This window comes from Pseudomonas syringae, assembly GCF_002157375.1.
Lineage (GTDB): Bacteria > Pseudomonadota > Gammaproteobacteria > Pseudomonadales > Pseudomonadaceae > Aquipseudomonas > Aquipseudomonas syringae_T.
This window is the reverse complement of sequence record NZ_MTSA01000002.1, coordinates 319,934-343,289: the sequence shown is the minus strand read 5'-3', so window position 1 is coordinate 343,289 and position 23,356 is coordinate 319,934. Positions and strand designations below refer to the sequence as shown.

Below are 23,356 nucleotides of genomic sequence, written 5' to 3'. Positions count from 1 at the left end.
CATGCGCCTATCGCCGTCATTTGCCCCAAGGCCGTCGCTCTGCTAGTGTCGCGCGGTTTAATCTCTACCGGAAATGCCCTCATGGCCCGCAAGAAAGCTGCACTGGATTTCGAACAGTCCCTCGCTGATCTTCAAGCGCTGGTAGAGCGTCTGGAGAATGGCGAGTTGTCGCTGGAAGATTCTCTGACCGCTTTCGAACAAGGCGTGCGCCTCACCCGCGACTGTCAGAGTGCCCTTACCCAGGCAGAACAGAAGGTTCAGGTTCTGCTGGAACGCGACGGCGAGTTGACCGAAGAGCCTTTCGACGACGCGGAACTCCCTGAATGATCGCGAGCTACCAGGCGCAAAGCCAGATCCGCGTCAACGCAGCCCTGGAAGGCCTTTTTCAGGCGCCAGGCCCTGAACTGACGCGCCTGTACGACGCCATGCGCTACAGCGTGATGAACGGCGGCAAGCGTGTTCGTCCGTTGCTGGCCTACGCGGCATGTGAAGCGCTGGGCGGTGCGGCCGAAGATGCCGACGGCGCGGCCTGCGCGGTTGAGCTGATCCATGCGTACTCACTGGTACACGATGACCTGCCCGCGATGGACGATGACGACCTGCGTCGCGGCCAGCCCACCACGCACAAGGCCTTCGATGAAGCCTGCGCGATTCTGGCGGGCGATGGTCTGCAGAGTCTCGCCTTCACCGCCCTGCTCGCCCCGCACCTGACTTCGCGTGACGCCGACACCCGGTTACAAATGGTCAGTACGCTGGCGCAAGCTGCCGGCCCGGCAGGAATGGTTGGCGGACAAGCGATCGACCTGGGCTCGGTGGGACTGAAACTGGACCAGGCCGCGCTGGAATACATGCATCGCCACAAGACCGGAGCGTTGATCGAAGCCAGTGTTCGGCTTGGTGCCCTGGCCAGCGGTCATGCCGATCAGCCACGTCTGGATGCCTTGCAGGTCTATGCGCGGGCGGTCGGGCTGGCCTTTCAGGTTCAGGACGACATTCTCGACGTCGAAAGCGACACCGCCACACTGGGCAAACGCCAGGGCGCCGACATAGCGCGCGACAAGCCGACTTACCCCGCGCTGCTGGGCCTTGATGCGGCCAAGGGCTACGCCCTGGAGTTGCGCGATCTGGCGCTCGACGCATTGCGCACGTTCGGCCCGGCGGCAGAGCCATTGCGCGATCTGGCGCGTTATATCGTCGAACGCCGACACTGAACACAATCAACCTGAAATCCGATGAATCAACCTCGATTCATCCGGTCTGAATCATCAAGCTTGTCAGTCGACGGACCTTCCGCCGACTCACTTCATGGGCAGCGTGCGATGCATAAGGTAAACTGCCACCTCTTTTACTTATAACGATTCGCCTGATGCCCAAGACGTTCAAAGAGATCCCCCGCGAGCGCCCGGTTACTCCGTTGCTCGATCAAGCAGATACGCCGGACGGCTTGCGCCGCCTGGGCGAAGCCGAGCTGGAAACCCTGGCCGATGAACTGCGCCTGGAGCTGCTGTACTCCGTTGGCCAGACCGGAGGGCATTTTGGTGCCGGCCTTGGGGTCATCGAGCTGACCATTGCGCTGCATTACGTCTTCGACACGCCGGACGACCGTCTGGTGTGGGACGTGGGCCATCAGGCCTATCCGCACAAAATCCTCACTGGCCGTCGCGCGCGCATGTCCACCCTGCGCCAGAAGGACGGCGTGGCCGCCTTCCCGCGTCGCAGTGAAAGCGAGTACGACACCTTTGGCGTGGGCCATTCCAGCACGTCCATCAGCGCTGCACTGGGCATGGCCATTGCCTCGCGCCTGCAAGGCAGCGAGCGCAAATCCATCGCGGTGATCGGCGACGGTGCGCTGACCGCAGGCATGGCGTTCGAAGCGTTGAACCACGCGCCTGAAGTGGCAGCAAACATGCTGGTCATTCTCAACGACAACGACATGTCCATTTCCCGCAACGTCGGCGGGCTGTCGAATTATCTGGCCAAGATTCTTTCCAGCCGCACTTACACCAGCATGCGTGAAGGCAGCAAGAAAGTGCTTTCGCGACTGCCGGGCGCGTGGGAAATCGCACGTCGGACTGAAGAGTACGCCAAGGGCATGCTGGTCCCCGGCACGCTCTTCGAAGAGCTGGGCTGGAACTACATCGGCCCTATCGACGGTCATGATCTGCCAACCCTGATCGCCACGCTGCGCAACATGCGCGACCTGAAAGGCCCGCAGTTCCTGCATGTCGTGACCAAGAAAGGTAAAGGCTTCGCACCCGCCGAAGTCGACCCGATCGGCTATCACGCCATTACCAAGCTTGAACCGCTGAATGCCCCTGTCAGCGTCCAGAAAAAGGTCAGTGTACCCAAGTATTCCGGTGTATTTGGCCAGTGGATCTGTGACATGGCCGAGGCAGACTCGCGCCTGGTCGGCATCACGCCAGCGATGAAAGAAGGTTCGGACCTGGTGGATTTCAGCGAGCGTTTCCCCGAACGTTACTTCGATGTCGCCATTGCCGAACAGCACGCCGTGACCCTGGCGGCGGGTATGGCCTGCGAGGGCAGCAAGCCGGTTGTGGCGATTTACTCCACATTCCTGCAACGGGGTTACGATCAGCTGGTGCATGACGTCGCGGTGCAGAACCTCGACGTGCTGTTTGCCATCGACCGTGCCGGGCTGGTGGGCGAGGACGGTCCGACTCACGCCGGCAGCTTCGACCTGTCTTACCTGCGCTGCATCCCCGGCATCGTGGTGATGACCCCTAGCGACGAGAACGAACTGCGCAAATTGCTCAGCACCGGCTATCTGCACACCGGCCCTGCGGCCGTACGCTACCCGCGCGGCACCGGCCCCAACGCTGTAATCGACGCCAATCTGGACCCGGTTGAAATCGGCAAGGGTGTGGTGCGTCGACAAGGCCAGGGCGTCGCGATACTGGTGTTCGGCGTGCAACTGGCCGATGCGCTGGTAGTGGCCGAGAAGATGGACGCTACCGTCATCGACATGCGCTTCGTCAAGCCGCTGGACGAGGCATTGGTGCGCGAAACAGCCGCCAGCCACGAACTGCTGGTCACGCTAGAAGAGAATGCGGTAATGGGCGGTGCAGGTGCGGCAGTCAGCGAGTTTCTGGCCCGTGCCAACATCCTCAAGTCAGTGCTGCACCTGGGCTTGCCGGACGTTTATGTCGAGCATGCCAAGCCGGCGCAAATGCTCGCCGAGTGTGGGCTGAATGCCGAGGGGATTGAAGCGGCGATCAATGAGCGCCTGACGCTGATTGGCTGACAGTTACACACGTCCGCTTCTGACGCTGACCGAAGGCCCGAGGCCTGTCGCTCAGCGTCAGGCCATCGGAATCCGGTACAGGTAGAGCAACACCACGCTGGAGAACGCCAACAGGCAGACCGGCAGCGGGTGCAGGCCGAACAGCACCGCGATGGCAGCGATCCATGCAGGAAGCCCGGCTGCCAGAAAGGCCAGACGGCGGACCGCCGCAAGCTTGATCCAGGCGGCGGGTTCTTCTGGCGTATCCAGCGCAGCCTGGGTAGCCGCCAATGCACGCTTGTAAGCCCCGAGCGGCTTCAGGCTGACAAACATCGAGCCAATCCCGGCAATGAACAGCGGTATCGCCAGCACCGGGATAAGCGGTTCACTGGAGCCGAAAAACAGACAGATCACCAGCAACGGCGCCAGGGTCAGACCCAACTGGCGCCACCAGGCCATCTCCAGCTTCTGACGCACCTGGCTGCGGGTCACGCGGGGCCGACCTCGCTTTGATGCTCATTGCCCATCATGTGCCCCAGCTTACCGGCCTTGGTCGCCAGATAAAGGCGGTTATGCGGATTTTGCCCGGTGTGCAGCGGCACACGCTCGGCAACATTGATACCCATATCGGTCAACGCTTTGACCTTGCGCGGGTTGTTGGTCATCAGGCGCAGCGACTGCACGCCAAGGTGCTGAAGCATGGGCAGGCAGATGGCGTAATCGCGCTGATCGGCAGCAAACCCCAAACGCTCGTTGGCTTCGACTGTGTCGGCACCGCCGTCTTGGAGCTCATAAGCGCGAATCTTGTTCATCAGGCCGATACCGCGCCCTTCCTGACGCAGGTACAACAACACACCGCGCCCTTCGGTTGCGATTGCGCGCAAGGCGGCTTCCAGTTGAGAGCCGCAATCGCAACGCTGGCTGAACAGGGCATCGCCTGTCAGGCATTCCGAATGGACGCGGCCGAGAACCGGGGCGCCATCCGCGACGTCGCCCAGACTCAGGACAACGTGTTCACGGCCGGTTGCCGACTCGATAAAGCCGTGCATGGCGAACTCTGCAAAGGGTGTGGGCAGTTTGGAAGCGGCGACAAATACGACGGGCACCGTGTGCTCCTGATCAGTATGAAGACTGGAAATTCGCAAGATTTGCATTGTAACAGCAGGTCCCTACGGACGCTCAGGCTGAATTCTCGGGCATTTAGATCATAAAGTTCGATAGATAGACCTGAGGCATTCCTTCACTGCACACCACCAAAATGCTGGTAACCACGGGTGTCAGGCGTGATGTCGGCACCGGCACTGTCGATCAGGATCACGCCCTGTCCGGCGTCTACCCGGCCGATCACATGCACCGGCCAGCCTTCACGGTGCAAACCGGAAAGGTGGTCAGGTGGCAGGGTGAATGCCAGCACGTAATCGTCACCGCCGCTGAGCGCAGCCTGTTGCGCGGCCGGCAGATCAAGCAGCGCCAGCAGCGGCTCGGACAGGGGCAACCTGTCACGCTCGATCACCAGACGGACACCTGACGCACGGGCGATATGCCCGCAGTCCGCGAGCAAGCCGTCGGAGATGTCCAGCGCCGACGTGGCCTTGCCGCGCAATGCCTGACCCAGCGCCAATTGCGGTTGTGGCGACCAATAGCGAGCCAGCAACGGCTCGGCAATCGAAGCCTCGGCGCTGCGCTGATTCAGCACCAGCGGCAACGCACCGGCGCCATCACCCAGCGCACCGCCAACGCACAACAGGTCGCCTTCGCGAGCACCGCTGCGCGTCAGGGCAAGCCCTGCAGGCACACCGCCAAACACCGTCAACGTCAGGCTCAGCGGGCCGCGCGTGGTGTCACCACCGATCAGGCGCACAGAACAGCCTTGCGCCATCAGGCTCAGGCCACGCGCGAACGCCTGCAGCCAGTCGGCGTCGACGTGCGGCAGGGTCAAGGCAAGGGTGAATGCAACAGGACGAGCGCCCATCGCCGCCAGATCACTGGCAGACACTGCCAGCGCGCGCTGGCCGAGCAAAAAGGGGTCGCTGTTGTCGGGAAAATGCACCCCGACCACAAGGGTGTCGGTCGAGATCGCCAACTGCTCGCCGGGCGGCAACGCCAGCAGCGCGCAGTCGTCGCCGATCCCTAAGGCCACCTCCTCACCTGCCTGCGCACAAGGCGCGGCAGCGAAGTAGTTACGGATCAGCTCGAACTCTCCCATGAAGGTCAGGCGCAGATCAGCGCTTGTGGGCCTTCACTTCGACTTCACGCAAGCGCGGCGCCAGCTTGTCCAGCACGCCATTGACGAACTTGTGGCCGTCAGTGGAGCCGTAGACTTTCGCCAGCTCGATGCCTTCGTTGATCACTACGCGATACGGCACGTCGATGCGCTTGAGCAGTTCGAAGGTGGACAGGCGCAATACCGCCAGCTCAACCGGATCAAGCTCTTCGATGGTCAGGTCCAGACAAGGCGAGAGTGCAGTGTCGATCTCGGTCTTGTTGGTCGCCACACCGTGCAACAGTTCACGGAAGTAGGTGCCATCGACATTGCTGAAATCGTTGTCGACACGGAACTGTGCTTCGATCTCGTTCAGCGCGTGGCCGGCCATGTGCCACTGATACAAGGCCTGGGTCGCCATCTGACGCGCTTCGCGACGTTTGGCGCTCTTGCCTTTGGCGGCTTCCGGCGATTTGGCGTCGCGCGGGTTGAACTGATCGGTGTCGTCGGAAATCACTTGGCCTCCAACTGCGACAGCAGGCTGACCATTTCAATCGCGGACAAGGCAGCTTCAGCGCCCTTGTTACCGGCCTTGGTGCCGGAACGCTCGATGGCCTGCTCGATGGAATCGACAGTCAGGACGCCGAACGCGACCGGAACGCCGAACTCCATGGAAACCTGAGACAAGCCTTTGACGCACTCGCCTGCAACGTATTCGAAGTGCGGCGTACCACCGCGGATTACCGCGCCCAGCGCGACGATGGCGGCGAACTCGCTGCGTTGGGCAACTTTCTGCACAACCAGCGGAATTTCGAAAGCACCCGGCGCACGGATGATGGTGATGTCGCTTTCGCTGACGCCGTGGCGTACCAGCGCATCGACGGCACCGCTAACCAGGCTTTCCACGACGAAGCTGTTGAAACGGCCAACGACCAAGGCGTAGCGGCCTTGGGGGGCGATGAAAGTACCTTCGATGGTCTTCAAGGTCATTCGGTGAGTCTCGTATTAAAGAGCAAGCGCGCCTTGAGGCGGGCTTTGAGGGATATTAGGCCACGAATCGCAACTGTCAGGCCAAAACCTGCGAAAAAACGTCCTCCGCCTGCCTCGACCTGCCGGTATTTATTCGGAGGGCACGTATTCTACAACTTCCAGATCGAAACCGGATATCGCATTGAACTTCATGGGTGAACTCATGAGGCGCATTTTGCGCACGCCGAGGTCACGAAGGATCTGCGAACCGGCGCCGACCGTGCTGTACGTGGTCGGCGTCTTGATCGGTTGCTGCCCGGCTGTTTCCCGGATATGGGCCAGCAACACATCGCCATCCAGCGGGTGACCGAGCAACAGCACCACACCGCTGCCAGCCTCGTTAACCGCACGCATGGCGGCGCGCAGGCTCCAGCGGCCGGGCTGTTTGACCATCAACAGGTCGCGCAGCGGGTCCATGTTGTGGACACGCACCAACGTCGGTTCTTCTGCGCAAATCTTGCCCAGGGTCAGCGCCAGATGCACGTCACCCTCGACCGAATCGCGGTAGGTCACCAGGTTGAAACTGCCCAGTTCGCTGTCCATCGGCTGCTCGGCAATCCGCTGAACGGTACGTTCGTGGATCATCCGATAGTGAATCAGGTCGGCGATGGTGCCGATCTTGATGTCATGTTGCTGTGCAAAGGCTTCAAGTTCGGCGCGACGCGACATGGTGCCGTCGTCGTTCATGACTTCGCAGATCAGGCCCGTCGGCTCGAACCCGGCCATGCGCGCCAGATCGCACGCCGCTTCGGTGTGACCGGCGCGAGCCAGTGTGCCACCGGCCTGAGCCATCAGCGGGAAAATATGCCCCGGGCTGACGATGTCTTCGGCTTTCGCGTCCTTTGCTGCGGCCGCCTGCACGGTGCGCGCACGGTCCGCTGCGGAGATACCGGTGGTCACGCCTTCAGCGGCTTCGATGGACACGGTGAACTTGGTGCCGAAACCGGAACCATTGCGCGGCGCCATCAGCGGCAGCTTGAGGGTTTCGCAGCGCTCGCGGGTCATCGGCATGCAGATCAGGCCACGCGCGAAACGCGCCATGAAATTGATGTGCTCGGGCTTCACGCACTCGGCGGCCATGATCAGGTCGCCTTCATTCTCGCGGTCTTCGTCATCCATAAGGATGACCATCTTGCCCTGGCGAATGTCTTCAACCAGCTCTTCGATACTATTGAGCGCCACGCGGCACCCCCTTGATTCAGGATTTCAGGTAGCCGTTCTCGGCCAGAAAGCTTTCAGTGATCGTGCCGTGCCCCGGCTCGGCGGCCTTGTCGCCCAGCAACAGACGCTCCAGATAGCGCGCCAGCAGGTCGACTTCCAGATTGACCTTACGGCCCGGCAGGTAGTCGGCCATGATGGTTTCGCTGAGCGTGTGCGGCACGATGGTCAGTTCGAACTCGGCGCCATTGACCGAGTTGACGGTCAGGCTGGTGCCGTCGACCGTGATCGAGCCCTTGTGGGCGATGTACTTGGCCAGCTCGCGCGGCGCACGCACCGTAAACTGGATGGCGCGAGCGTTATCGGCACGGGAGACGATTTCGCCGACACCGTCGACATGTCCGCTGACCAGATGGCCACCCAGGCGCGTGGTCGGCGTCAGGGCTTTTTCCAGATTGACCCGGCTGCCGCTTTTCAGATCGACAAACGCGGTAACCGTCAGGGTTTCCCGGCTGACGTCAGCCCAGAAGCCGTCGCCGGGCAATTCCACGGCGGTCAGGCATACGCCGTTGACGGCAATACTGTCGCCGAGTTTGACGTCGCTCAGGTCGAGCTTGCCGGTTTCCACGTACACGCGGACGTCGCCGCCCTTCGGAGTCAGGGCGCGGATGCTGCCAATGGATTCGATGATGCCGGTAAACATGGGTCCTCCGGGAGAACAAGGGCTGCGCTAGGCGAAGACGGTAATTATACGCCGAGCGCGCAGACAGGGAGAGCAATGACTCGCCAGTCATTACCGACGGCCCGCATTTCCACGATGTTCAGCTCCAGCGCTTCACTCATCTGCGCCAGCGGCAGATCGAGCAGCGGCCGGGCCGATGAGCCGAGAAACTTCCCGGCGATGAATAGCTGAAATTCGTCGACCAGGCCCAGCCGCGTGAAAGCACCCGCCAGACGCGGCCCAGCCTCGACCAGCACGTCATTGACGCCACGGTTCGCCAGCTCGCTCATCAGTTTGCGCAGGTCCACATGGCCAGCGCTGTCAGCCAGCGCCAGCATTTCGTGCCCGTCTTCCTGATAACGGCCTCGCGCCGACGCGGCGGCACAGGTCACGACCAGCGCACTGCCCGCCTGAAAGAACGGCGCATCCAGCGGAACGCGCAAGCGCCCATCAATCAGCACGCGCAGCGGCGGACGCGCACTTGCCAATGCGGTCAATTCTGCACTCAGCCCTAACTCTTCAGGCCGCACGGTCAGCCGGGCGTTGTCCGCCAGCACGGTGTCGGCACCGGTCAGGACCACGCTCGACTGCGCTCGCAGGCGCTGCACGGCAGAACGGGCTTCAGGGCCGGTGATCCACTGGCTTTCGCCACTGGCCATTGCAGTCCGGCCGTCCAGGCTCATGGCCAGCTTGACCCTGACATAGGGCCGTCCCGTTTCCATGCGTTTGAGAAAACCTTTGTTCAGCGCACGCGCTTCGCTTTCCAGCACGCCACATTGAACGCCAATGCCGGCATTCATCAGACGCAGCAGCCCACGGCCCGAGACATCGGGATTGGGGTCCTGCATTGCCGCCACGACACGGACCAGCCCGGCCTCGACCAGCGCGTCGGCACAGGGCGGCGTACGCCCTTGGTGACTGCAAGGCTCAAGCGTGACGTAAGCGGTGGCGCCTCTTGCCAGCTCGCCGGCCTGACGCAAGGCATGGACCTCGGCGTGAGGCTCGCCCGCCCGTGCATGCCAGCCTTCTCCGACAATCTGGCCGTCGCGCACGATGACGCAGCCGACTCGCGGGTTGGGGTGTGTGGAATAAAGGCCTTTGCGCGCCAGCTCCAGCGCGCGGGCCATGTAATGAACGTCGAGGGCAGCCTGCTCAGTCAACAATGCACTCATTCCTTACCCGGCTCGCGGGCCAGACGGTCGATTTCTTCACGAAACTCGTTGAGGTCCTGAAAGCGGCGGTACACCGAAGCGAAGCGGATATAGGCCACTTCATCGAGCTTTTGCAGCTCGGTCATGACCAGTTCGCCCACGACCAGCGATTTGACTTCACGCTCGCCGGTTGCGCGCAACTTGTGCTTGATATGGGCCAGCGCCGCTTCAAGACGTTCGACGCTTACCGGACGCTTTTCAAGGGCGCGTTGCATACCGGCACGCAGCTTCTCTTCATCGAAGGGCTGGCGACTGCCGTCCTGCTTGATCAGGCGCGGCAAGACCAGCTCGGCGGTCTCGAACGTGGTGAAGCGCTCGCCACAGGCCAGGCATTCACGGCGGCGGCGGACTTGCTCGCCTTCGGCGACAAGGCGGGAGTCGATGACTTTGGTGTCATTGGCACCGCAGAAGGGACAGTGCATGGTGGCTGGCAACGAAAGAATGGGGAGCGCCATGTTAGCGCATCCTGTCGGCAAGACAAGGCTGGGGGTTTACGGTATATAGACGCGCATTAAAGCGATGTTAAATTGCCTTGGCTCGGTAATACTGCACCTCTGGCGTCGCACAGCCTTTCGATATTTGCCTTGTGGAGCTCTTGATGACGCTACGAACCCTGTTTTTGCTGGGCCTTGTCGGCTTGCTGGCCGCGTGCAGCAGCAACGATGCCCCGAAACCCGCTGCGCCCCCTCCCGTTGCCCCGGCAATTAAAGTGCCTGCCGGGCCTGGCCCGCTGCAACCGTATCAACGTGAACTCAGCGGTCAATTGCTGGGCGTGCCGGCCGGGGCCGAGGTCGAGCTGGCAATGCTGGTGATCGATGACCGCGGTCGTCCGCAGAAACTGCTGACCAACACGTTGCTCAAGGGCAACGGCCAGTCGCTGCCGTTCCAGCTGCGCTTCAACCCGGAAGCCTTCCCGGTGGGCGGACGCGTTGAACTGCGTGGTCGCGCCAGCCAATCAGGGCAACTGATCCTGCACCTGCCTTCGATGCGCATTGATCAACCCACCACTCAGATGCTGGGCCAATTGCAGTTCGTCAAAGCGCCGTGATTGCTCCGCAACACTTGCAACATGCATTGGGCGAACTGCTCGGCGATGCCCGGCTGGTGGCGACAACGCTGCCGGGGACCGAACTGAAGCTGTGGCTGATCGACGACGCCAATATGGATCGCGCCTTCAGCCCCGATGAAACCCGCCGTATTCTGGAAGATCCGCCCTACTGGAGCTTCTGCTGGGCCAGCGGTCTGGCACTGGCACGCTTTCTGGCCGAAAACCCGCAGTGGGTGGCAGGCAAGCGGGTGCTGGATTTCGGCGCGGGTTCGGGTGTGGCCGGCATCGCGGCGGCCAGGGCCGGGGCGCTCGACGTGGTGGCCTGCGACCTTGACCCGCTGGCGATCAAGGCCTGTCGGGCCAATGCCGAACTCAATCAGGTGCAGTTGGGTTATTCGGCAGACTTCTTTGCCGAAGCGGACCGCTTCGATCTGATTCTGGTCGCCGACGTTCTTTACGACCGCGCCAACCTGCCGCTGCTTGATCAGTTTCTCTCCCGAGGCCGCGAAGCCCTGGTGGCAGACTCGCGCGTTCGCGACTTCAAGCATGATGCCTACCAGCGCCTGACGATGCTGCATGCGCACACCTTGCCCGACCTGGCTGAACCCCATGAGTTTCGGGAGGTGAGTGTGTATCACGCGGTGCGCTCAGCATGCTGACTCACGCTTATCGTTGCGAACGCTCCAGCGTGGGAATGTATTTCCGGACGCTCTGCGTCCGACGTTGAGCGTACGGTGCGGCGCAGAATTGCGACGCAGAGCGTCACGAACGGCATGCCAACGTGGAACATTGGCACGAGAGTCAGTTCCCAGCCCCATGAATAACACCGCTTTCAGCATTGCCCTGCGGGCTTTATAGTTGGCGGCATTCAGATTCTTCGAGACGTGCAATGAGCCAGGACACTGCTTACATCTTCGACGCGACCACTGCGAATTTCGATCAGACGGTGATCGACAAGTCATTCGATCAGCCCGTACTGGTCGATTTCTGGGCCGAGTGGTGTGCGCCCTGCAAGGTCTTGATGCCGCTGTTGCAGCAGATCACCGAGAGTTATCAGGGCGAACTGCTGCTGGCCAAGGTCAATTGCGACGCCGAGCCGGATGTCGTCAGCCGTTTCGGTATTCGCAGTCTGCCGACCGTGGTGCTGTTCAAAGACGGCCAGCCGGTGGATGGCTTCGCCGGTGCGCAACCGGAGTCGGAGATCCGCAAGATTCTCGAACAGCACGTGGTGATGCCGCCACCGCCCGCCGCCGATCCGCTCAAGCAGGCGCAGGAACTGTTCGCGGAAAGCCGTTTTGCCGATGCCGAAGCCGTACTCAAGGTGCTGCTGGGCGAAGACAACACCAACGCCGCCGCGCTGATTCTGTATGCGCGCTGCCTGGCCGAACGCGGCGAACTGGGCGAAGCCAGAGCGGTGCTGGATGCGGTCACTGGCGATGCACACAAAGCCGAGCTGGCCGGCGCCAAGGCGCAACTGACGTTCCTGGCCGAAGCAGCCACTCTGCCGGATGCCGCCGAGCTGAAAAGCCGTCTGGCGCAAAACCCGCAGGATGACCAAGCCGCGCATCAACTGGCGATTCAGCAGTTGTCGCGTCAGCAATACGAAGCAGCGCTGGAAGGCCTGCTCAAGCTGTTCATCCGCAACCGCAACTACGCCGAAGGCCTGCCGCACAAGACACTGCTGCAAGTGTTCGACCTGTTGGGCAACGATCATCCGCTGGTCACGGCTTACCGCCGCAAGCTGTTTGCTGCGCTGTACTGACATTTCCGGCGACAGGCATCGCACGGGTGCCTGCCGCCGGACAGATTCAAGTCACGCCACTCCAATCCAGCTGTACAGCGGCGCATCCCCGCTGCTCTCGACTTTCACGCTCGCGCAGTGCCGCAGGCGCACCAGCAGGTGCTTGCCAGCTGCCGTACTGCCGGCCAGCCCTTCCAGTTGCCCCAACAGATCCGGCCCGCTCATCTGCCCGGCCTTCTGCAGTAATTCCTGAGCGACCTGCCATAACCTGTCGTCCTGATTGACTGGCTTGCTCTCGACCGCTGTGGCCGACAGGTCGGGGGCCGCCGCCTTGAGCTGCGCGCCCAGTTGAGCCCAGTCGCCGTCGTCCAGTTCAAGGGTCAAATCCACCGGCCACTGGCCTACGGTTCCACGAATACGCAACATGATGTGTACCTGCTGACAGTCAGGCGCACATGCTCCCACAGGCAGACGCATATGCCCATGTTCAACCGTAACGCCATTGATTGACTGCCGGTTCTTTGCCATTCAAGAAATTGCCCAGCGCCCGCACGTCGTAGACATTCTCCCAATACTCGACGATCCGGCCATCACGAAACCGCCACAGGCCGCAGAACGGCATGATGATTTTCCGCCCTTGGCAACTGGCGCGCATATCCCCCACCGCCGAACCGAAGTAATCGTTGGCAACGATCTCATGGACATCCATGTACAACGTCTGCCGCGTACGCCTGAGCAGATTGATCTCGTGGGACAGCACCGCATCTTTGCCGATGGCAATGGACAGGCCGCCGCCAGCGCCTTGATCGGCCTTGTGCAGCACGATGTCAGGGTCGGCAAATTCGATAATGCGTGTCAGATCCTTGTACACCGCGTGCAGGATTTCTCTGTTCGAATGGAGCTTGTTCATTAAGATTTTCATTAATATCTTCCTTGATATCTCACTCGACCCAAGTCAGGCGCAGGTCCCGGCTGGCGATGAAAACCCTCCGACGCATCCGGCGCAGGTGTAGCGATTTTCATCTTCCAGAGTAGGACTTGATGACGCAAAGTGTGAGATTACTTATGCATAAGCACTGGACGAGGTATTCCAGATACCGAGTAAAAACACGTCCACCCAAGCCGATACTTGTTATAAGATTACATAACAGTTTTCCCGATCATTGTTCCGGAGTCCGCTATGCGCCGCCTGCTACTTGCTTTGCCTTTTGCCCTGCTGCCACTCGTTGCCGCTCATGCGGCAGAAGAACACGATCATGACCATGATCACGGTGAGGAGCACGGCAGCCTTGGCGCTCATGAACACGGCGTCGGCCGTCTGGATGTGGTGCTGGAAGGCAAGACACTGGAGTTCGAATTCGACAGCCCGGCCATGAACATCGTAGGCTTCGAGCACGTTGCGACATCGGCCGAAGACAAAGCCAAAGTGGCCAAGGCGCGTGAGTTGCTGCTCAAACCCAATGCATTGTTCAGCATTGCCGATGCTGCCAACTGCTCAGCCACTTCAGTGAAACTGGAAAGTCCGCTGTTTGGCGACAAAGATGAAGATGATCACAAAGACCACGCCCAGGCAGGCGATGCTGATCATCACGAACACAGTGAAATTCACGGTCATTACACATTTGTCTGTGACGCACCCGCGGTTCTGAAAAAGCTCGACCTGTCGCAAATATTCAAAACGTTCCCGGACACCAAGAAGCTTCAGGTACAACTGATCTCGCCGGGCGGCCAATCCGGTGCCGAAGTGATTGCAGCGAACCCGACCCTGAAATTCTGATCGCACGTTGCAGCATCCTGACCGGGCCTGGCCCGGTCTTTTAATTTCCAACCGAGCGTGAGTCAGCCATGACCCAAGCACTGATCGAGCTGTCGGACCTGAGCTTCAACTGGCCAGGTCACCCGCAGTTGCTGGACATCCCCAGCTTTCGCCTGGAAACCGGCGAAACCCTGTTCCTCAAAGGCCCCAGTGGCAGCGGCAAAACCACTTTGCTGGGCTTGCTGGGCGGCGTGCAAAAACCCGTCAGCGGCAGTATCCGTCTGTTGAATCAGGATTTGTCGGGGCTGTCGGCTGCGGCGCGTGATCGCTTTCGCGTCGATCACACCGGCTACATCTTCCAGCAGTTCAACCTGTTGCCCTTTCTGTCGGTGCGGGAAAACATCGAGCTGCCCTGTCACTTCTCCAGTATCCGCGCAGAACGCGCCAGACAGCGCCACGGCAGCGTAGAAAACGCCACGACCACCCTGCTCGCCCACCTGGGCCTGAAAGACCCGGCGATGCTCACCCGACGTGCCGATTCGCTGTCCATCGGCCAGCAGCAGCGCGTGGCCGCTGCGCGGGCGTTGATCGGGCAACCGGAACTGGTGATTGCCGACGAGCCGACCTCTGCGCTGGATGCCGACTCACGTGAAGCGTTCATTCGCCTGTTGTTCGCCGAGTGCCGCGAAGCCGGAGCCAGCCTGTTGTTTGTCAGCCACGATCAGAGCCTTGCGCCGCTGTTCGATCGCAACCTGTCGCTGAGCGACCTGAATCGCGCCGCCGTTGCCGTGGAGAGTTGAGATGTATCTGTTTCGTCTGGCGCTTGCCAGCCTGGCCAATCGCCGTTTCACCGCGTTTCTCACCGCCTTCGCCATCGCGCTGTCGGTTTGCCTGCTGCTGGGCGTCGAGCGCGTACGCACCGAAGCACGCTCCAGTTTCGCCAGCACCATCAGCGGCACTGACCTGATCGTCGGTGCGCGCTCCGGGTCCATCAATCTGTTGCTGTATTCGGTATTCCGCATCGGCAACGCCACCAACAATATTCGCTGGGACAGCTTCGAACATTTTGCTGAAAACAAGCAGGTCAAATGGGCAATCCCGATTTCCCTGGGCGATTCCCACCGCGGCTATCGGGTGATGGGCACCAATGCCTCGTATTTCGAGCATTATCAGTTCGGTCGTCAGCAACATCTGCAGATGGCCGAAGGCCGCGAGTTCAAGACTGACCCGTTCGAAGTGGTGCTGGGCTCTGAAGTTGCCAAGGCATTGCACTACTCGCTGGGCGACAAGCTGGTGCTGGCGCACGGTGTCGCGGCAATCAGTCTGGTCAAGCATGACGACAAACCGTTCACCGTGGTCGGCATTCTCAAACCGACCGGCACCCCGGTGGACCGTACGCTGCATATCAGCCTGGGCGGCATGGAGGCCATTCACATCGATTGGCATAACGGCGCGCCGGCACGCGGCAATGAACGTATCTCGGCCGATCAGGCGCGCAACATGGACCTGACGCCCACCGCGATAACCGCGTTCATGCTGGGCCTGAACAGCAAGATTTCGACGTTCAGCCTGCAACGCGAGATCAATGAGTACCGTGGCGAGCCCATGCTGGCGATTCTGCCAGGCGTGGCGTTGCAAGAGCTGTGGGGCCTGATGGGCACTGCCGAGAAGGCGCTGTTCGTGATTTCACTGTTCGTGGTGCTGACCGGCCTGATCGGCATGCTCACCGCGATTCTCACCAGCCTCAACGAGCGACGTCGGGAAATGGCGATCCTGCGTTCGGTCGGCGCACGCCCCTGGCACATCGCAAGCCTGCTTATACTCGAGGCCTTCGCACTCGCGCTGGCCGGTGTCATCAGCGGCCTCGCACTGCTCTATATCGGCATTTTCGCGGCCCGCGACTACGTACTCGACAACTACGGTCTGTACCTCTCGTCTATGCCACCTGGCCAATATGAATGGACTTTACTGGGTGGCATTCTCGGTTGCGCGCTGTTGATGGGAACCGTGCCAGCCTGGCGAGCCTACAGGCAGTCACTGGCCGATGGACTGTCGATTCGTTTATGAGGACCTTCATGATGCGGCGCATGCTACTCACTCTGCTGCTCTCGGTTACCACGCCATTGTGGGCCGCCGAGCCGCGGGTACTGACCTGGAATGACATGATTCCGCCCGATGCACCCGTGGTGAAGCCGGTGACGGCTCCCATCCACGATATGTCCAAGCTGTCCGATGCACTGGCTATGGAAGCGGCGCCTGCGGCCCATCAACTGGCCCCGCATGCACCGGTGGTCAAAGCACTGGATGGGCAAATGGTGCGTTTGCCGGGCTACATCGTGCCGCTTGAGGTCAGTGAGGAAGGCAGAGTGACGGAGTTTTTGCTGGTGCCGTATTTCGGTGCCTGCATCCATGTGCCGCCGCCGCCAGCGAACCAGATCGTGCATGTCACGAGTGAGCTGGGCGTGAAGGTCGATGAGCTGTATCAGCCGTACTGGATCGAAGGACCGATGCAGGCCAAATCGTCTACCAGCGAACTGGCAGAAGCGGGTTATCAGATGCAGGCAGACAAGATTCTTGTCTACGAGTTGCCGGATTCATAAGGATGACGAGGTTCCCAGCGATTTCATTGAGCTGAGTCAAAGCCGCCGTTCGACAGCGCTTTAACATTATGCCCATAAATTTTGACTGATCCTGGAGCCTCCATGAACAAGCACCTGCTACGCGCGTCTCTTGTCGCGCTTGCCATTACCGCCCCGGCCGCCGCAAACGCTTATGAAGAAGGCGATTTCATCGTTCGTGCCGGTGTCGCGCACGTCCAGCCCAACGAAGACAGCGGCGAAGTCAGGCTCGATGGCGCCAGGGTTTCCGGCACCAAAGCGACTGTCGATGGCGAAAACCAGCTCGGCCTGACCTTCGCGTACATGCTCACCCAACACGTCGGTATCGAACTGCTGGCCGCCACGCCTTTCAGCCATACAGTGTCTGTCAAAGGCCTGGGGCCGGGCCTTGACGGCAAGCTGGCAGACATCAAACAACTGCCGCCTACCCTGTCGTTGCAGTATTACCCGATGGAGCCTTCGTCCCGCTTCCAGCCGTATGCGGGCGTCGGTATCAACTACACCACATTCTTCGACAATGACCTGACCAGCGAGCGCAAGAGTCAGGGGTTCAGCAACCTCAAACTCAAGGACTCGGTGGGCCTGGCCGCCCAGTTGGGCATGGACTACATGATCACCGAAAACGTCCTGGTCAACGCTTCGGTCTGGTATGTCGACATCGACACCGAAGCCACGGTGGACGGCCCCTCTGCCCTGGCCGTCGGCAAGACCAAAGTCGACGTAGACATCGACCCGTGGGTGTACATGGTGGGCGTGGGTTACAAGTTCTGATACCCGGTAAAGCGCACATGAAAAAGGCACCTGACTCAGGTGCCTTTTTTTATGCTGACCCGGCAGCCTTCTTCACCCCTGAACACGCCGGCACCTGCAAGGGTGGCCGGAGCGTGAAGAACGATCAGTCTCAGGAAACTACTTCACCGTCTTCGGCGCCTTGCCGGTGCGCATCTGTTCCAGCAACGGGCCGCACTGGTTAGGCTCGCTGTCGCCAGTGGCGACCAGCGCCAGCAGGCCTGCTGCCGGGCCTACCGTCGCGCCGAGCAGGACCATGCCCGCGCCGCGCAACAGCAACGGACCGGAATGCACGCCAGCGTTGGGCTTCGCGAACGGGCCGTTGACGTACAGGGGCGAACGCAACGAGAAGATGCGGAAGCCTTTGGACTCAGGGTTGATCTGCAAATCCAGTTGTTCGGTCTTCATGTTCGCGGTGCCGCTGATGTAGATGATCGCGTTCTCGGTATCGAAGACAAACAGGCGGCTGGTCGCCAGCCCGTCCTTGATGCCAAAGTCGGACGCCGCGCAGTTGATCTTCACGTCCTTGTCGCCAAACAACTTGCCCACCACGTAGTTGCCGACATTGAGCCCGGCAATCTCCATCAGGCCACGGCTGATGGCACCGTCGTTGACCAGCATTTTCATTTCGCCATTGGCGGTGCCGAGCAAAGCAGCAATGGAATTGCCCCGTCCGCTGATATCGGCATCGCCGTTCAGCTCACCGAAACTGGTTTTCATCGGCTCGAAGGTCGGGAACAGTTGCTTGAGCTTGAAGTTGCGCGCCGACAGTTTTGCCCGGCCCAGCAGGGGTTTGTTGCGCCCGTCGAGCCGGATGTCGCCGTCCAGCTTGCCACCCGCCACACCGAACCGCAGCGGTTCAAGGCTCAATTGACCGTCGTTGAGTATCAGGTGCGTATAGAGGTCAGTGAAGGGCAGATCGGGGCTTTGCACGATGCGCTTGCCGGTGAATTCCACGTCCGCGTCCATGGCACGCCAGCGATCGGTCTGGAACTCTTCGACGGGCAGCACCTTACCCGACGGCTGCTTGCTCTCGCCGCCGCGCTTTTTCTGCGCGGCGTTGGAGTCCGCGCCGATCAGCGGGGCAAGGTCGCTGAACAGCAGTTGATTGGAGACCAGCACGCCACTCAACTTGGGCCGAGGCTGACTGGCAACGTAACCCAGGTCGCCATGAATATCGCTGTTGCCGATCTTGCCGTTGAAGCCTTCATAGCGAAAGTTCGCGCCTGCCGGATCATGAAGCTTGGCAACCAGCCGCCCGTCAGTGGAGTAGGCAGGAGAATCCGGCAAGGTCACGCCCGTCAGCGGGTAGAGATTGCTCAGGCTCGCACCGGACAGTTTCAGGCGAAGGTCGAGCGCGCCGAGGTTTTGCGGGTCGGTCAGGGTCCCGGCAATCACCGCATGGGTGTCACCGATCTTGACGTCGGCCTGCACCGGGAATGGCTGGTTGGCATCCTTGAGCGCCAGCAAGCCACCGATCTTGCCGGTGCCGTTCAGTTTCTGGCCGTGATACTGGCCTTTGACAGCCAGGCCAAAGGCATAGTCCTGCGGCACAGCGCCCTTCTCCTGCGCCTTTTGCGCCTCTTTGCTGCCGACGATTTCACCGAACGGGATCGGCTTGCCCAGCATATCGATCACGACATCCAGATTGGCATTCAACGTCTGGTCATTGAAGCTCACCAGCCCCTTGTCGAACTTGATGGCACCGATGTCCACCTCCCATTTGGACGGTTCGGCATTCGGATCGGACTTGGGCAGGTCGAACACCCAGTTGGCGCGACCATCAGCAAGCCGCTCCAGCCTGGCTTCCGGCGCGGTCAGGTCGATGCGCGGGATGACCACGTGCTGCACCAGCAGCGGCAGCAACGAGAGGCGAAACTCAACGTGCTTGAGGGTCACCATTTGCGGGGTTTTCGACCACTCCGGATTGCCCAGCATCAAATCATCAGCCACAAAGTGCGGCGACGGCACCCAGGCGCGCCAGCCCCCCAGTTCAGGCTCACGCGTCCAGCGTACGTCCAGATTGCCATTGATGGCGAACGGGCGATGCAGCGCTTCGCTGACTTTTTCGTTGAGGGTGGGTTTGATGCGGTTCCAGTCGAAAGTGGCGATCACGATGACCAATAGGGCCAGCACCAGTAACAGCGTGGCGCCCGTCCAGGCGAAAATCTTGCGGCTGCGCGTCATGCGTGACTCTCCAGAAAACAGCACCCCGACCCTGGCGCGCTGAATATGACATCAATGTTCGACTGACAAACGCGCCGAGGGTTTGATTTGAATATGAATTCGAGGCAAAGACCAGCACCAATGCTGTGCAGACATCCAAAGACCTGCCTGAAAACCCCTTCGACGCGGGCGAAGCGCATTTGCTAAAGTGCTACATAGCCTAATCCAAGAAACATTTGAGCCATGCTGCCCCGCGCCGAACAGAAACAACAAACCCGCAGAGCCTTGCTGGATGCCGCCCACCAGTTGATGGAGAGCGGGCGTGGTTTCGGCAGCCTGAGCCTGCGGGAAGTGGCGCGAACAGCGGGCATCGTTCCCACAGGCTTTTACCGGCATTTTGAAGACATGGACCAATTGGGCCTGGCCCTGGTCAGCGAGGTCGGTCAGACCTTTCGCGAAACCATCCGGCTGGTGCGGCAGAACGAGTTCGCCGTGGGCGGCCTTATTCGCGCGTCGGTGAAGATCTTTCTGGAGCGTGTGGCCGCCAACCGTTCACAGTTTCTGTTCCTGGCCCGTGAGCAATATGGCGGCTCGTTGAAGGTGCGTCAGGCGCTCGGTGCCCTGCGCGAAGGCATCAGCGCCGACTTGACCGCCGACCTGGCCAAAATGCCCAAATGGCGACACCTGAACGCCGATGCCCTGTCGATCATCGCCGACCTGGTGGTGAAAAGTGTCTTCGCCATGCTGCCGGAACTGATCGACCCCCCGCCCGCCTCGCTGGCCCCGCACCTGACACCACAGGCCAAGATCACCCAGCAACTGCGCTTCATCTTCATCGGCGCACGTCACTGGCGAGGGCTTGGCAGTCACGATTGAAGCTCATTCCTACGACTGGCGAAAGGTTGCGCACCAAATTAAAGCATCCTTGTGAATTCGCACCATAACGCGCCACGAACACGCCTCACTCATGCCCCTTCATCCACGTCCGCCAGCCATTTCCTACACCTTGCTCTGTTGGCAAGCACCTTGCTCTGATTTGAAGCATCGCAATTGGCTGGAAGCTATCTGATGCTGGTGATTCACAAACGAATCGAACCTCAGGCCGAATGGGCCGCCGAGCTGCATTTGAATTTCGAAGCGCGCAGCAAGAGCCGTTTGCGCTGCTTCAGTGCAGAAAACGAAGACGTGGGGCTGTTTCTACAGCGTGGCCAGTCACCGTTGCGTGATGGCGAGTTTCTACAGGCCGAGGACGGGCGCATTGTGCGTGTCTGTGCCCGCCCCGAGAAACTGATGCATGTCACCTGCAGCAGCACCTTCGAACTGACTCGCGCTGCTTACCATTTGGGTAACCGACACGTTGCCCTGCAAGTCGGAGACGGCTGGCTGCGCCTGCTGGACGATTACGTACTCAAGGCCATGCTCGATCAACTGGGGGCCACCACTGAAACCATCGAAGCGCCGTTCCAGCCGGAACATGGCGCCTATGGCGGTGGGCACCATCACTCGCGTGCCGGGGAAGAGGATTTCAACTATCCGCCGCGCATGCACCAGTTCGGCGTGCGCACGTGAACAGCGCCTGGGCGCTTTTGCGCCTGGCCAGTCCGCAGCTGCCGATTGGCGGTTACAGCTATTCGCAAGGGCTGGAAATGGCGGTGGAGCAATCCATTGTCATCGACCCGCAAACGGCCGGGCGCTGGATCGGTGACCAACTGCTGCTCAATCTCGCCCGTTTCGAGGCGCCTCTGTTACTGGCGCACTGCGAGGCAGCAGCGGCCGGAGACTGGGGGCAGCTGTTGCAGGTCAGCGAGCAGCATCGCGCCAGCCGCGAGACCCGTGAGTTGCATCAGGAAAGCCGTCAGATGGGCTATTCCCTGCAACAGTTGCTCAACGGTTTGCCGGAACTGGATCGCGACGCTCGCCGTTTTCTCGAACAGACCACAGAACCGCATCTGGCCCTTGGCTGGGCACTGGCCGCACGTGCCTGGCAGATCAGCCCGCAGGATGCGCTGGCCGCCTGGCTATGGAGCTGGCTGGAAAACCAGCTAGCGGTTTTGATGAAAACCTTGCCACTGGGCCAGCAGGCAGCGCAGCGCCTGACCAGTGAGTTGCTGCCGTTGTTGCAGCAGGCTCAGGTCAACGCAACCACGCAGGACATTCACCCTGTCGGCAGTGCAGCCTTTGGCCTGGCGCTGGCGAGCATGGCGCACGAACGTCAATACAGCCGGTTATTCCGGTCCTGATCAGCACCTATGGAGAACTCAATGAACAGCCAACCCCTGCGCGTCGGCATCGGTGGCCCGGTAGGCTCCGGCAAGACCGCACTGACCCTGGCACTGTGCCTGGCCTTGCGTGATCGCTACAACCTGGCGGTCGTGACCAATGACATCTATACCCGTGAAGACGCCGACTTTCTGGTGCGCAACGAAGCCTTGGCGCCCGAACGCATCATCGGCGTCGAGACCGGCGGCTGCCCGCACACCGCCATTCGCGAGGACGCCTCGATCAACCTCGAAGCCGTGGACCAGCTCAATCGTCGTTTTGAAGGCCTGGACCTGATCATCGTCGAGTCTGGCGGCGACAACCTGTCAGCCACCTTCAGCCCCGAACTTTCGGACCTGACGATCTACGTGATCGACGTCTCGGCGGGCGACAAACTGCCACGCAAGGGCGGGCCGGGCATCTGCAAGTCCGACCTGCTGGTGATCAACAAAATCGACCTGGCACCGCTGGTAGGCGCCTCGCTGGAAATGATGGACAGCGACACGCGCAAGATGCGCGGCGAAAAGCCGTTTGTCTTCAGCAACCAGAAAACCGGCCAGGGTCTGGAACAGATCATTGCCTTCATCGAGCGCCAGGGCTTGCTGACGGCGGCCGCCTGAATTCAACCTCATAAGGAATCCGTTGATGAACTACAAAAAAGCCTTGGGCGCCCTCGCCCTGCTGCTGGTCCCGACACTGGCGCTGGCTCACCCCGGCCACGGTGATAACGGTTTGATCGCCGGTATCAGCCATCCGCTCGGTGGGCTGGATCACCTGCTGGCGATGCTCGCGGTAGGTCTGTGGGCCGCCCAGCAACAAGGCGCGGCGCGCTGGGCGCTGCCTTGCACCTTTGTCGGCACCATGCTGATCGGTGGCGTTCTGGGTTTCGAAGGCCTGAACCTGCCGGGGCTGGAAAGCGGTATTGCCGCATCGGTACTGGCACTGGGCCTGGCGGTGGCACTGGCGATTCGTCCTCCCTTGGCACTGGCGGTGGCGGCGACTGCACTCTTCGCGTTGTTTCATGGCGTGGCGCACGGCCTTGAACTGCCTGACATGTCCAGCCCGTGGGCTTACGCCGCAGGTTTCGTCGCGGCGACTGCAGCGTTGCATGCAGCGGGTTATGCCGTGGTGCGCGTACTGCCGCAAGCGGCTGCGCCACTGGTTCGCCTCGCAGGTGCAGCCTCGGCCGCGACCGGCGTGTGGTTGCTGGCGGGCTGATAACTGACGCTTGTGCCAACGCTCCGCGTGATACACAGGCCTGGAAGACCCCGAAAGGCAGAGCTTTTGTGGGAGCGAACGTGTTCGCGAAAACGGTATTTCAGACGATGCATTTCGGCGATTGTATCGGCCCTTTCGCGAACACGTTCGCTCCCACGGCCCTCGGCCAGCATCAAAAGCAGATGTGTGTAACGCTGA

The 23,356-nt window shown here is 60.9% G+C and carries 28 protein-coding genes; 16 read left to right on the top strand and 12 right to left on the bottom strand.

Going from position 1 to position 23,356, the window contains the following annotated elements; all coding sequences use genetic code 11:
• Positions 1–81: 81 nt before the first annotated feature.
• The 3 genes from BW686_RS03450 to dxs all read left to right on the top strand — a co-directional run bounded on the left by BW686_RS03450 (position 82) and on the right by dxs (position 3,262).
• On the top strand, positions 82–327 hold the full coding sequence (locus tag BW686_RS03450) for an exodeoxyribonuclease VII small subunit (RefSeq protein ID WP_003379121.1): 246 nt from the start codon (positions 82–84) through the stop codon (positions 325–327).
• Positions 324–1,211 (top strand): polyprenyl synthetase family protein, encoded by an 888-nt coding sequence (locus tag BW686_RS03445; protein WP_084914220.1) that lies wholly within the window; start codon positions 324–326, stop codon positions 1,209–1,211. Before BW686_RS03450 ends, BW686_RS03445 begins: the two co-directional genes overlap by 4 nt.
• 155 nt (positions 1,212–1,366) lie before the next feature.
• Entirely contained in the window at positions 1,367–3,262 is a 1,896-nt protein-coding gene (gene dxs / locus BW686_RS03440; RefSeq protein WP_084914219.1) for a 1-deoxy-D-xylulose-5-phosphate synthase, read from the top strand.
• Positions 3,263–3,319: 57 nt separating this feature from the next.
• On the opposite strand, the gene BW686_RS03435 is transcribed toward dxs, so the two are convergent.
• The 9 genes from BW686_RS03435 to nrdR form a co-directional block, all read right to left on the bottom strand.
• Complete coding sequence (locus BW686_RS03435) at positions 3,320–3,733, bottom strand: MFS transporter (RefSeq protein WP_084914218.1); 414 nt, start codon at positions 3,731–3,733, stop codon at positions 3,320–3,322.
• Complete coding sequence (ribA, locus tag BW686_RS03430) at positions 3,730–4,347, bottom strand: GTP cyclohydrolase II (protein ID WP_179149154.1); 618 nt, start codon at positions 4,345–4,347, stop codon at positions 3,730–3,732. The genes BW686_RS03435 and ribA overlap by 4 nt, the downstream gene beginning before the upstream one ends.
• 134 nt (positions 4,348–4,481) lie before the next feature.
• Complete coding sequence (gene thiL / locus BW686_RS03425; RefSeq protein ID WP_084914216.1) at positions 4,482–5,447, bottom strand: thiamine-phosphate kinase; 966 nt, start codon at positions 5,445–5,447, stop codon at positions 4,482–4,484.
• 16 nt (positions 5,448–5,463) lie between these two features.
• Positions 5,464–5,961, bottom strand: coding sequence for a transcription antitermination factor NusB (nusB, locus tag BW686_RS03420; RefSeq protein ID WP_084914215.1), 498 nt, complete (start codon positions 5,959–5,961; stop codon positions 5,464–5,466).
• A complete protein-coding gene (gene ribH / locus BW686_RS03415) occupies positions 5,958–6,434 on the bottom strand; it encodes a 6,7-dimethyl-8-ribityllumazine synthase (protein WP_002555427.1) in 477 nt (158 codons plus the stop codon). The genes nusB and ribH overlap by 4 nt, the downstream gene beginning before the upstream one ends.
• Positions 6,435–6,563: 129 nt before the next feature.
• Positions 6,564–7,655, bottom strand: a complete 1,092-nt coding sequence (gene ribBA / locus BW686_RS03410) for a bifunctional 3,4-dihydroxy-2-butanone-4-phosphate synthase/GTP cyclohydrolase II (RefSeq protein WP_084914214.1) — start codon at positions 7,653–7,655, stop codon at positions 6,564–6,566.
• 16 nt (positions 7,656–7,671) lie between these two features.
• Positions 7,672–8,334, bottom strand: a complete 663-nt coding sequence (locus BW686_RS03405) for a riboflavin synthase (protein ID WP_084914213.1) — start codon at positions 8,332–8,334, stop codon at positions 7,672–7,674.
• A 44-nt stretch (positions 8,335–8,378) separates the two neighbouring features.
• Entirely contained in the window at positions 8,379–9,524 is a 1,146-nt protein-coding gene (gene ribD / locus BW686_RS03400) for a bifunctional diaminohydroxyphosphoribosylaminopyrimidine deaminase/5-amino-6-(5-phosphoribosylamino)uracil reductase RibD (protein ID WP_084914212.1), read from the bottom strand.
• Positions 9,521–9,985 (bottom strand): transcriptional regulator NrdR, encoded by a 465-nt coding sequence (gene nrdR, locus BW686_RS03395; RefSeq protein ID WP_005887199.1) that lies wholly within the window; start codon positions 9,983–9,985, stop codon positions 9,521–9,523. Before nrdR ends, ribD begins: the two co-directional genes overlap by 4 nt.
• 176 nt (positions 9,986–10,161) lie before the next feature.
• Here nrdR and BW686_RS03390 point away from each other — a divergent pair, with 176 nt between their 5' ends.
• The 3 genes from BW686_RS03390 to trxA all read left to right on the top strand — a co-directional run bounded on the left by BW686_RS03390 (position 10,162) and on the right by trxA (position 12,373).
• Positions 10,162–10,611 carry a hypothetical protein gene (locus tag BW686_RS03390; RefSeq protein WP_084914211.1) on the top strand — a complete coding sequence of 150 codons (450 nt, stop codon included), beginning with the start codon at positions 10,162–10,164 and terminating at the stop codon, positions 10,609–10,611.
• Positions 10,608–11,270, top strand: a complete 663-nt coding sequence (locus BW686_RS03385) for a class I SAM-dependent methyltransferase (protein WP_084914210.1) — start codon at positions 10,608–10,610, stop codon at positions 11,268–11,270. The genes BW686_RS03390 and BW686_RS03385 overlap by 4 nt, the downstream gene beginning before the upstream one ends.
• 230 nt (positions 11,271–11,500) lie before the next feature.
• Positions 11,501–12,373 (top strand): thioredoxin, encoded by an 873-nt coding sequence (gene trxA, locus BW686_RS03380; RefSeq protein WP_084914209.1) that lies wholly within the window; start codon positions 11,501–11,503, stop codon positions 12,371–12,373.
• 51 nt (positions 12,374–12,424) lie between these two features.
• On the opposite strand, the gene BW686_RS03375 is transcribed toward trxA, so the two are convergent.
• Positions 12,425–12,778, bottom strand: a complete 354-nt coding sequence (locus BW686_RS03375) for a hypothetical protein (protein WP_084914208.1) — start codon at positions 12,776–12,778, stop codon at positions 12,425–12,427.
• Between the two features lie 61 nt (positions 12,779–12,839).
• Entirely contained in the window at positions 12,840–13,262 is a 423-nt protein-coding gene (locus BW686_RS03370) for a nuclear transport factor 2 family protein (protein ID WP_084914207.1), read from the bottom strand.
• A 270-nt stretch (positions 13,263–13,532) separates the two neighbouring features.
• Here BW686_RS03370 and BW686_RS03365 point away from each other — a divergent pair, with 270 nt between their 5' ends.
• The 5 genes from BW686_RS03365 (at position 13,533) to BW686_RS03345 (ending at position 17,497) form a co-directional block, all read left to right on the top strand.
• Positions 13,533–14,129 carry a DUF2796 domain-containing protein gene (locus tag BW686_RS03365; protein WP_084914206.1) on the top strand — a complete coding sequence of 199 codons (597 nt, stop codon included), beginning with the start codon at positions 13,533–13,535 and terminating at the stop codon, positions 14,127–14,129.
• Positions 14,130–14,197: 68 nt separating this feature from the next.
• Positions 14,198–14,908 (top strand): ABC transporter ATP-binding protein, encoded by a 711-nt coding sequence (locus BW686_RS03360; RefSeq protein ID WP_084914205.1) that lies wholly within the window; start codon positions 14,198–14,200, stop codon positions 14,906–14,908.
• Between the two features lies 1 nt (position 14,909).
• Positions 14,910–16,175: an ABC transporter permease gene (locus tag BW686_RS03355; protein ID WP_084914204.1), complete on the top strand. Its 1,266-nt coding sequence runs from the start codon at positions 14,910–14,912 to the stop codon at positions 16,173–16,175.
• 8 nt (positions 16,176–16,183) lie between these two features.
• A complete protein-coding gene (locus tag BW686_RS03350) occupies positions 16,184–16,708 on the top strand; it encodes a DUF3299 domain-containing protein (RefSeq protein ID WP_084914203.1) in 525 nt (174 codons plus the stop codon).
• Positions 16,709–16,810: 102 nt separating this feature from the next.
• Positions 16,811–17,497, top strand: a complete 687-nt coding sequence (locus BW686_RS03345) for an OmpW/AlkL family protein (RefSeq protein ID WP_084914202.1) — start codon at positions 16,811–16,813, stop codon at positions 17,495–17,497.
• A 138-nt stretch (positions 17,498–17,635) separates the two neighbouring features.
• On the opposite strand, the gene BW686_RS03340 is transcribed toward BW686_RS03345, so the two are convergent.
• Entirely contained in the window at positions 17,636–19,702 is a 2,067-nt protein-coding gene (locus BW686_RS03340) for an AsmA family protein (protein ID WP_084914201.1), read from the bottom strand.
• 222 nt (positions 19,703–19,924) lie between these two features.
• Here BW686_RS03340 and BW686_RS03335 point away from each other — a divergent pair, with 222 nt between their 5' ends.
• From BW686_RS03335 to BW686_RS03315, 5 genes are all read left to right on the top strand, one after another.
• Positions 19,925–20,557: a TetR family transcriptional regulator gene (locus tag BW686_RS03335; RefSeq protein WP_024670370.1), complete on the top strand. Its 633-nt coding sequence runs from the start codon at positions 19,925–19,927 to the stop codon at positions 20,555–20,557.
• Positions 20,558–20,749: 192 nt separating this feature from the next.
• A complete protein-coding gene (gene ureE, locus BW686_RS03330; RefSeq protein WP_084914200.1) occupies positions 20,750–21,250 on the top strand; it encodes an urease accessory protein UreE in 501 nt (166 codons plus the stop codon).
• Positions 21,247–21,921 (top strand): urease accessory protein UreF, encoded by a 675-nt coding sequence (locus BW686_RS03325; protein WP_084914199.1) that lies wholly within the window; start codon positions 21,247–21,249, stop codon positions 21,919–21,921. The genes ureE and BW686_RS03325 overlap by 4 nt, the downstream gene beginning before the upstream one ends.
• Before the next feature lie 21 nt (positions 21,922–21,942).
• The gene (gene ureG / locus BW686_RS03320) at positions 21,943–22,560 is read left to right on the top strand and encodes an urease accessory protein UreG (RefSeq protein ID WP_055009376.1); all 618 of its coding nucleotides are present in this window, start codon (positions 21,943–21,945) and stop codon (positions 22,558–22,560) included.
• A 25-nt stretch (positions 22,561–22,585) separates the two neighbouring features.
• Entirely contained in the window at positions 22,586–23,158 is a 573-nt protein-coding gene (locus BW686_RS03315) for a HupE/UreJ family protein (protein WP_084914198.1), read from the top strand.
• The last annotated feature ends 198 nt before the right edge of the window (positions 23,159–23,356 follow it).